An 8,871-nucleotide genomic window follows, 5' to 3' on the forward strand; every position below is an offset into this window, starting at 1 on the left:
AGCAAGCTCCCTCGCCACAGCAAGCCCTCTTGCCACAGCAAGCCCCCTCGCCACAGGACAGCGATGAGCCTCTATCAACTTCGACCAATAGTGCGTTGACAAGTGTAGGAAACCCTAAGGATACTTCGGATCAGTCATACGACAACCTACAACAATAACGGGATCACCATGACCACCATAACCGCCCCTACCCCGTTCAACCGCTTGCTGCTCACCGGTGCCGCCGGTGGCCTGGGCAAAGTCTTGCGCGAACGCCTGCGTCCTTACGCCAAGGTACTGCGCCTGTCGGATATCGCCGACATGGCCCCGGCCGCTGACGACAGCGAAGAAGTATTGCCTTGCGATCTTTCCGACAAACAAGCCGTGCACCAACTGGTGGAAGGCGTCGATGCGATCCTGCATTTCGGCGGCGTATCGGTGGAACGCTCGTTCGAGGAAGTGCTGGGCGCGAACATCTGCGGGATCTTCCACATCTATGAAGCGGCGCGCCGCCATGGGGTCAAGCGCGTCATCTTCGCCAGCTCCAACCACGTGATCGGCTTCTACAAGCAGGACGAAGCCCTCGACGCCCACTCCCCGCGCCGCCCCGACAGTTACTACGGGCTGTCCAAATCCTACGGCGAGGACATGGCCAGTTTCTACTTCGATCGCTATGGCATCGAGACCGTCAGCATCCGCATCGGCTCCTCGTTCCCGGAACCCCAGAACCGCCGGATGATGCACACCTGGCTGAGCTTCGACGACCTCACCCAACTGCTCGAACGCTCGCTGTACACACCGAATGTCGGGCATACCGTGGTCTACGGCATGTCGGATAACCTCGATGTGTGGTGGGACAACCGCTTCGCCGCGCACCTGGGCTTCACCCCGCGGGACTCTTCCGAAGTATTCCGCAAACAGGTGGAAGCCCAGCCGATGCCCGCTGCCGACGACCCGGCGCGGGTGTACCAGGGGGGCGCGTTTTGCGCCGCCGGCCCGTTCGGTGACTGACCACAGACCAACCCAAGGGAATGAGTGGCCATGCAAGCAGAACTGATTGTCGACGCCCGCAACGCCGTGGGTGAATGCCCGGTGTGGGTACCCGGGGAAAACGCCCTGTACTGGGTGGATATTCCCACAGGCGAACTGCAACGCTGGAACGCCACCAGCGGCCAGGCGCAGGCCTGGAAAGCTCCGCAGATGCTCGCCTGCATCGCCCGCACCTCGGCGGGCGATTGGGTTGCGGGCATGCAAACCGGGTTTTTCCGGCTGACGCCCCACAACGATGGCAGGCTCGACACTGCGCCCCTGGCCAGCGTCGAGCACGCCCGCCCGGACATGCGCCTGAACGATGGCCGCTGTGATCGCCAGGGCCGGTTCTGGGCCGGCAGCATGGTGCTGAACATGGCCGAGAATGCGGCCGACGGTGCACTGTACCGCTACGAAACAGGCCGGGCGGTTCACACCGCACTCAACGGTTTCATCACCCCCAACGGCCTGGCCTTCAGCCCGGACGGGCGCACGATGTACCTCTCGGATTCGCACCCGTTGGTCCAGCAGGTCTGGGCCTTCGACTACGACATCGACAGCGGCACGCCGTCCAATCGGCGGCTGTTTGTGGATATGCACCAGTTCCTCGGCCGCCCCGACGGAGCCGCCGTGGATGCCGAAGGTTGCTACTGGATCTGCGCCAACGATGCCGGGCTGGTCCACCGCTTTACCCCCGACGGCCGTCTCGACCGCTCACTGGCCGTGCCGGTGAAAAAACCCACCATGTGCGCCTTCGGTGGCAGCCGCCTGGACACCCTGTTCGTCACCTCGATCCGCGACGACCACAGTGCCCAGTCGCTGGCCGGCGGCGTGTTTGCCCTCAACCCCGGGGTCACCGGATTGCCGGAGCCCACCTTCATCCTCTAGCTGCATCGCTGTGCCTTGAATAAAACAATAACAAGACTGGAGAGACACCCCATGGACTTCAAACGCACTTTGCTCCTCGCCGCACTCCCCTTCACCTTCGTCTTCGCCGGTGCCGCCCACGCGCTGGAAATCAAATTCGCCGACATCCACCCCGCCGGCTACCCCACCGTCGTCGCCGAAGAACAGCTGGGTAAAACCCTGGTGGCCGAAAGCAACGGCGGCCTGACCTTCAAGATGTTCCCCGGCGGCGTGCTGGGCTCGGAAAAGGAAGTGGTGGAACAGGCCCAGGTCGGCGCGATCCAGATGGCCCGGGTCAGCCTCGGCATCGTCGGCCCGGTGGTGCCGGACGTGAACGTGTTCAACATGCCGTTCGTGTTCCGCGACCAGGTGCATATGCGCAAGGTCATCGACGGCGAGATCGGCGATGAAATCCTCGCCAAGATCACCGACTCCGAATTCAACCTGGTGGCGCTCGCCTGGATGGACGGCGGCACGCGCAACCTCTACACCAAGAAACCGGTGCGCAAGATCGAAGACCTCAAGGGCATGAAGATCCGCGTGCAGGGCAACCCGATCTTCATCGAAACCATCAACGCCATGGGCGGCAACGGCATTGCCATGGACACCGGCGAGATCTTCAGCGCCCTGCAGACCGGCGTGATTGACGGCGCGGAAAACAACCCGCCCACCCTGCTGGAACACAACCACTACCAGAACGCCAAGTTCTACAGCCTGACCGGCCACCTGATTCTGCCCGAGCCCATCGTGATGTCGAAAATCACCTGGAACAAGCTCACCCCCGAGCAACAGGTGCTGGTGAAGAACACCGCCAAAGCCGCGCAGATCCAGGAGCGCGAGCTGTGGGACGCCAAGTCTGCCAGCAGTGAAGCCAAGCTCAAGGCCGCCGGTGTGGAGTTCATCGACATCGACAAGAAACCGTTCTATGAGGCCACCGCTTCGATCCGCGACAAGTACGGCGCGCCCTACGCCGACCTGATCAAGCGCATCGAAGCCGTCGAGTAACCCTCCTTCCCCTCATAGATAAGGCCCGGCGCGGTCGGCATCGACGCGCCCGGTTACGGTGAACGCCATGAAGAATTTACTGCTGCGCATCAACGACCGCATTTACATGAGCTGCATCTGGATCGCCGGCCTCGCCGTTCTCGGCGTCGCGCTGATCATTCCCTGGGGCATCTTCGCCCGCTACGTGCTCGGCACCGGCTCCAGTTGGCCGGAACCCACCGCCATCCTGCTGATGCTGGTGTTCACCTTTGTCGGCGCCGCCGCCAGCTACCGCGCCGGGGCGCACATGTCGGTGGCCATGGTCACCGACCGCCTGCCGCCCGGCCAACGCCGAATCGTCGGCATCGTCTCACAATTGCTGATGGCAACCATCTGCCTGTTCATGACGATCTGGGGCAGCAAATTGTGCCTGTCGACCTGGAACCAGTTCATGAGCGCCATGCCGACCTTGCGGGTGGGCATCACCTATATGCCGATCCCGATCGGTGGCTTGCTGACCCTGGTTTTTGTGCTGGAAAAACTCCTGCTGGGTGACCAGAGCAACCGTCGGGTCGTGCGCTTCGACCTGGTTGAAGAAAGTGAAGGGGCTGCCTGAATGGACGCATTGATTCTGTTGGGCAGCTTTATCGCCCTGATCCTGATTGGCATGCCGGTGGCCTACGCCCTGGGGCTTTCTGCGCTGATCGGCGCGTGGTGGATCGACATTCCGTTCCAGGCCCTGATGATTCAGGTGGCCGGCGGGGTGAACAAGTTTTCGCTGATGGCGATTCCGTTCTTCGTGCTGGCCGGGGCGATCATGGCCGAGGGCGGCATGTCGCGCCGGCTGGTGGCGTTTGCCGGGGTGCTGGTGGGGTTTGTGCGCGGCGGCCTGTCCCTGGTGAACATCATGGCCTCGACGTTTTTTGGCGCGATCTCCGGCTCGTCGGTGGCCGATACGGCGTCTGTCGGTTCGGTGCTGATTCCGGAAATGGAACGCCAGGGCTATCCCCGTGAATTCGCCACCGCCGTCACCGTGAGCGGCTCGGTACAAGCCTTGCTGACGCCTCCGAGCCACAACTCGGTGCTCTACTCCCTGGCGGCGGGCGGCACCGTGTCCATCGCCTCGCTGTTCATGGCCGGCGTGGTCCCGGGCCTGCTGATGAGCGCCTGCCTGATGGTGCTGTGCCTGATCTTCGCGAAAAAGCGCAACTACCCCAAAGGCGAAGTGATCCCCCTGAAACAGGCACTGAAAATCTGCGCCGATGCACTGTGGGGCCTGATGGCCATGGTGATCATTCTTGGCGGGATTCTGTCGGGCATCTTCACCGCCACCGAGTCGGCGGCGATTGCGGTGTTGTGGGCGTTCTTCGTGACCATGTTCATCTACCGCGACTACAAATGGAGCGAGCTGCCCAAGCTGATGCACCGCACGGTGCGCACGATCTCCATCGTGATGATCCTGATCGCGTTCGCCGCCAGCTTCGGCTACATCATGACCCTGATGCAGATCCCGGCGAAGATCACCACGATGTTCCTGACCCTGTCGGACAACCGCTACGTGATCCTGATGTGCATCAACGCCATGCTGCTGTTGCTGGGTACGGTGATGGACATGGCGCCGCTGATTTTGATCCTCACGCCGATTTTGCTGCCGGTGATCCTGGGGATTGGCGTCGACCCGGTGCACTTCGGCATGATCATGCTGGTGAACCTGGGGATCGGCCTGATCACCCCGCCGGTGGGTGCGGTGTTGTTTGTGGGGGCGGCGGTGGGCAAAGTCAGCATCGAGAAGACCGTGAAGGCGTTGCTGCCGTTTTATGGCGTGCTGTTTTTGGTGCTGATGGCCGTGACCTACATTCCGGCGTTGTCGTTGTGGTTGCCCGGGCTGGTGTTATAAGCCCCACACTGCGTGTAGCGAGGGAGCTGCTGTGGCAAGGGAGCTGCTGTGGCAAGGGAGCTTTCTGTGGCGAGGGAGCTTGCTCCCGCTGGAGTGCGAAGCGCTCCCGCTTTTTTTGGGGCCGCTCCGCAGCCCATCGGGAGCAAGCTCCCTCGCCACACAAGCATTCATCATTCAATAGGTCTGCTGACACTCATGATGCTTGAACTCGAAGACAACCTGACCCACCTGACGCTGGCGCCAGCGTTGGGCGGGAGTATCGTCAACTGGACAGTACGCAGCAGCGGCCAGCCCTTGCTACGCCACACCGATCAACAGTCGCTGGCCAGCGGCCTGCCGGGGAAGCTTGCGTGCTTCCCGCTGGCGCCCTGGTCGAACCGGGTTGCCGAAGGTGGCTTTGATAACCCATCAGGGTGGTTGGGACTTGAGCCCAACAGCCCGCTGGACCCGCTGCCAATTCATGGCAGTGCCTGGCAACAGGTGTGGCAGGTGGTCAGCCAGACGTCAGACGAAGTGGTGTTGCAACTGGACAGCAGCACACCCTTTGCGTATCGCGCCGAGCAGCGAGTTCAGTTGAAGGGCGGCAAGTTGAGCATCACCTTGCGCGTCACGCACCTGGCGGAAACGGCGACGTGGCATGGGCTGGGATTGCATCCGTATCTACCCCGCAGGCCGGGCACGCAATTGCAGGCAAAGGCTTCGCAGGTATGGATGAGTGATGCGGCGAAATTGCCGACAGGCCTGGCTGCCGTACCCGCCGAGTGGGATTTTCAACACCCAGAATCGTTGCCCGAGACACTGGTGGACAACGGTTTTTGCCAGTGGGACGGGCGCTGCGTCATCCAGCAGCCAGACCTGGGTTACACCCTGGAATGCCAGGCCGCCGGCAGCGACTATTACCTGCTGTATTGCCCGCCGGGGCTGGATTTTTTCTGCTTCGAGCCGGTGAGTCATCCGGTGAATGCCCATCACCTGCCGGGTAGGCCGGGATTGAAGCTGTTGGAACAAGGCCAGTCGGCAGAACTCAGTTTCAGCCTGCAATACAAAACCCTCTAACAACACAAAACCCATGTGGGAGCGAGCAAGCCCGCTCCCACATTTTTGATCTCCATTGTGTCTTAGGGAGGGGTGTTTTTCAGGCGCCCCGCCGTGTCGATACTCACCACCACCGATAACCCCGGTCGCAGCCGTTCACTCTGCTCCTGCCCCGGATCCACGGTAATCCGCACCGGCACCCGCTGGGCGATCTTGACGAAGTTGCCGGTAGCATTGTCCGCCTGCAACAGGCTGAACTCCGACCCGGTCGCCGGGGAAATGCGCTGCACCGTGCCGTGAAACTTTCGGTGGTCCAGGGCATCCACGGTAAAGGTCACCGGCTGGCCAACCTGCACGTTGTCCATCTGGGTTTCTTTCATGTTGGCGATCACCCACAGCTGGTTCGGCACCAGCGCCATCAACTGCGCGCCGCTGTTGACGTAGGCCCCGAGGCGCACGCCAATCTGGCCCAGTTGCCCGTCACGCGGGGCGATGATCCGGGTGTTCGACAGGTCGATACGCGCCAGCTCCACTGCCGCATCGGCACTGGCCACCGCCGCCTCCAGCGAACCGCGATTGACGATCACTGTCTGCAAATCCTGCCGGGCGATTTCCAGGTTGGCCTGGGCCTGGGCCACGGCCGCGATGGTTTGCGCATTGGCGGCGCGGGTCACGTCCAGCTCGCGTTTGGACACCGACCCATCGCTGATCAACTCCTCATTGCGGCGCAAATCCGCGGTGCTTTTGCGGGCCTGGGCCTGGCTGTCCATCAAGGCCGCCTGACGCAGCTTGATGGTCGCCTCGGCGCTGTTGCGTTGCTGCACCACATTGGCCAGGGACGCCTGCTGCACCGCCAATTGCGCCTGGGCCTGATCAAGGCGTTGCTTGTAGATACGGTCATCGAGGCGCACCAGCAAATCCCCGGCCTTGACGTACTGGAAGTCCGTCACCGGCACTTCATACACGTAGCCGCTGAGCTGCGGCCCGATGATCGTCACCTGGCCGCGCACCAGGGCGTTTTCGGTGGTTTCCACGGCGCTGCTGAAGGGCGGCAACTGCCAGGCGTAGAGCACGATCAGCACGCCGATAATCGCAATCGCGGCAAAGCCCATGGAAGAGATGATGCGCACCCGCAAGGAGCGCGGTTCGGTGGCCGGCATGCTCGGCGGCGCGGTGCCTTCCGGCGTGGAAGCGATGGCGTTGGTGGTGGTCGTCGTCGGTTCGGTCATGAAGAAAGTGCGCCGCTGGGTTGAACGGGAGGCGCTGCACTGGCGGCAGCTTTAGTGGTACTCATCAGCCAGAGGCTGCGGATAAAGATCCAGATCATGGTGAGTATGGCGATGATCGCGATCAGCATGAACACATCGTTGTAGGCCATCACATTCGCCTCGCGGGTGGCGGCCGTGGCCAGGCTGCGAATGCCCATGAGGTTGCGCAACTCGGGGTCGGCGATCACCCCGCCATAGGCCGAGCCGCCGCTGGCAACACGCGCCGCCACACGCGGGTCGAGCAAGGTCAGGTGTTCGACGATCATGCTGGAATGGAATTTCTCCCGCACGATCTGGAACGTACCGAGCAATGCCGCACCAATCAGGCCGCCGAGGTTCTGGCAGATCCCGAACAGCACCGAGAAACTCACCAGGTTCCTGGGGTTGGTCAGTACGTTCTTCGTGCCCAGGACCATGGTCGGCCCGAGGAAGAACGTGCCGCCAAAGCCTAGCAGGAACTGGCTGATGTACATGTTTTGCGGACGCGTGAGGTTGCTGGAGAAACTGTCCATCACCGAGCCCACGGCCATGAAGGCCAGGGAGATGATCAGCGGCATCAGCAAATGCGCGGGGTTGATGGTCAGCGCGCTCACGGCCAGGCCGGCAATCGCCCCCGCCAGCATCACCCAATACAGCGTGCGCATCTGCTCGTTGCTCATGTTCAACATCTGCATGAAGCCCACGGCGCCGGTGGACTGCTCCGAGAGCACCATGCGAATCAGCACCACCGCCAACGCCAGGCGAATCATCGCCCCGCTGCCCAGCCAACGGGTCATCAGCAACGGGTTCGAGCGGTTATGTTCGATGGCCAGGCCGGCCATGATCAGCACCAGCGAGCAGGCCGAGGCGATACCGATCCACGGCGCTTCCAGCCACCAGTCGATACGGCCCAGGGACAGCACCGCGCAGAGCAAGGCGACGCCGGTGGCGAGGATGGCGAAGGTCAGGAAGTCGAGTTTTTCGAAGGTCTTGAAGCGGTCGCCCGGTGGCAGCTTGAGCAGGAACACACAGCCCAGGCAGGTCAGCGCCATGCCCAGTTCGAACAGGTACAGGCCGCGCCATTCGGCGATTTGCAGCAGGTCTTCGGAGAACAGTCGGGCCAGGGGCAACGCCAATTGCGCGGTGCCCAGGCCGAGCACCAGGGCTTTCATCCGCCACTTTGCGGGAAAGGCCTGGATCATGTAGTACAGGCCCAGGGAACTGAGGGCGGCGCCGACCATGCCGTGGGCCGCGCGTACGGCGATGGCCGAGCTGAGGTCGTTGACGAACAGGTGGCCGAAGGTGACCAGGGCGTAGAGCACCAGGAACACTTCGGTGAACGCACGCAGGCCGAATTGCTGGCGGAATTTTACCAGCAGCAGGTTCATGGAGACGTTGGTCATGACGTAGGCGGCGGGGAGCCAGGCCATCTCGGCCGTCGTGGCCCCCAGGGCGCCCTGGAGGTACACAAGGTTGGCGATCACCAGCGAGTTGCCGAGGCCACCGGTGATTGCCACCAGTACGCCAACGAGGGCGTAGGCCCAGCGCTTGCGGGTGGAATGCAGCGGCGTCGACGGCGAGCCCGGCAGGCTCGGGCGCTCGTGGGGCTGCCAGGTGTGGGGGGTGTATTTGTCCATTCGGTGGCCTTGATGACCGGCGTTTGGGGCCGGTGGAACGGTTACTCAGGGAGTAGTAAACCTGAGTGGAGTTCAACTTGCCATCTTGGGAGGGATTTGGGCGGTTGGGGTGCATATCCGTTGCTGCGGTAACGGCTGCTTATGGTTCCGCTCTTAC

General features: G+C 62.4%; 8 protein-coding genes. 6 read left to right on the forward strand and 2 right to left on the reverse strand.

Annotation, left to right across the window (positions count from 1 at the left end; all coding sequences use genetic code 11):
- The first annotated feature begins 168 nt into the window (after positions 1-168).
- The 6 genes from HX873_RS27655 to HX873_RS27680 all read left to right on the forward strand — a co-directional run bounded on the left by HX873_RS27655 (position 169) and on the right by HX873_RS27680 (position 5,851).
- The gene (locus HX873_RS27655; protein ID WP_177123500.1) at positions 169-990 is read left to right on the forward strand and encodes an NAD(P)-dependent oxidoreductase; all 822 of its coding nucleotides are present in this window, start codon (positions 169-171) and stop codon (positions 988-990) included.
- Positions 991-1,020: 30 nt separating this feature from the next.
- Positions 1,021-1,896 carry an SMP-30/gluconolactonase/LRE family protein gene (locus tag HX873_RS27660; protein WP_003207816.1) on the forward strand — a complete coding sequence of 292 codons (876 nt, stop codon included), beginning with the start codon at positions 1,021-1,023 and terminating at the stop codon, positions 1,894-1,896.
- Between the two features lie 51 nt (positions 1,897-1,947).
- Positions 1,948-2,919, forward strand: coding sequence for a TRAP transporter substrate-binding protein (locus tag HX873_RS27665; RefSeq protein ID WP_003207815.1), 972 nt, complete (start codon positions 1,948-1,950; stop codon positions 2,917-2,919).
- 67 nt (positions 2,920-2,986) lie between these two features.
- Positions 2,987-3,514: a TRAP transporter small permease gene (locus tag HX873_RS27670; protein ID WP_003207813.1), complete on the forward strand. Its 528-nt coding sequence runs from the start codon at positions 2,987-2,989 to the stop codon at positions 3,512-3,514.
- Positions 3,515-4,795: a TRAP transporter large permease gene (locus HX873_RS27675; RefSeq protein ID WP_003207810.1), complete on the forward strand. Its 1,281-nt coding sequence runs from the start codon at positions 3,515-3,517 to the stop codon at positions 4,793-4,795. It abuts the gene before it with no gap.
- 195 nt (positions 4,796-4,990) lie between these two features.
- Positions 4,991-5,851 carry an aldose 1-epimerase gene (locus HX873_RS27680; RefSeq protein ID WP_177123501.1) on the forward strand — a complete coding sequence of 287 codons (861 nt, stop codon included), beginning with the start codon at positions 4,991-4,993 and terminating at the stop codon, positions 5,849-5,851.
- 62 nt (positions 5,852-5,913) lie between these two features.
- Here the strand turns inward: HX873_RS27680 and HX873_RS27685 are convergent, their stop codons facing one another.
- Together HX873_RS27685 and HX873_RS27690 are read right to left on the reverse strand one after the other, a co-directional pair.
- Complete coding sequence (locus tag HX873_RS27685) at positions 5,914-7,059, reverse strand: HlyD family secretion protein (RefSeq protein WP_003207807.1); 1,146 nt, start codon at positions 7,057-7,059, stop codon at positions 5,914-5,916.
- Positions 7,056-8,714, reverse strand: coding sequence for an MFS transporter (locus HX873_RS27690; protein ID WP_003207803.1), 1,659 nt, complete (start codon positions 8,712-8,714; stop codon positions 7,056-7,058). The genes HX873_RS27685 and HX873_RS27690 overlap by 4 nt, the downstream gene beginning before the upstream one ends.
- Positions 8,715-8,871: the final 157 nt, after the last annotated feature.

The organism is Pseudomonas sp. P7758 (genome assembly GCF_013386485.1).
GTDB lineage: Bacteria > Pseudomonadota > Gammaproteobacteria > Pseudomonadales > Pseudomonadaceae > Aquipseudomonas.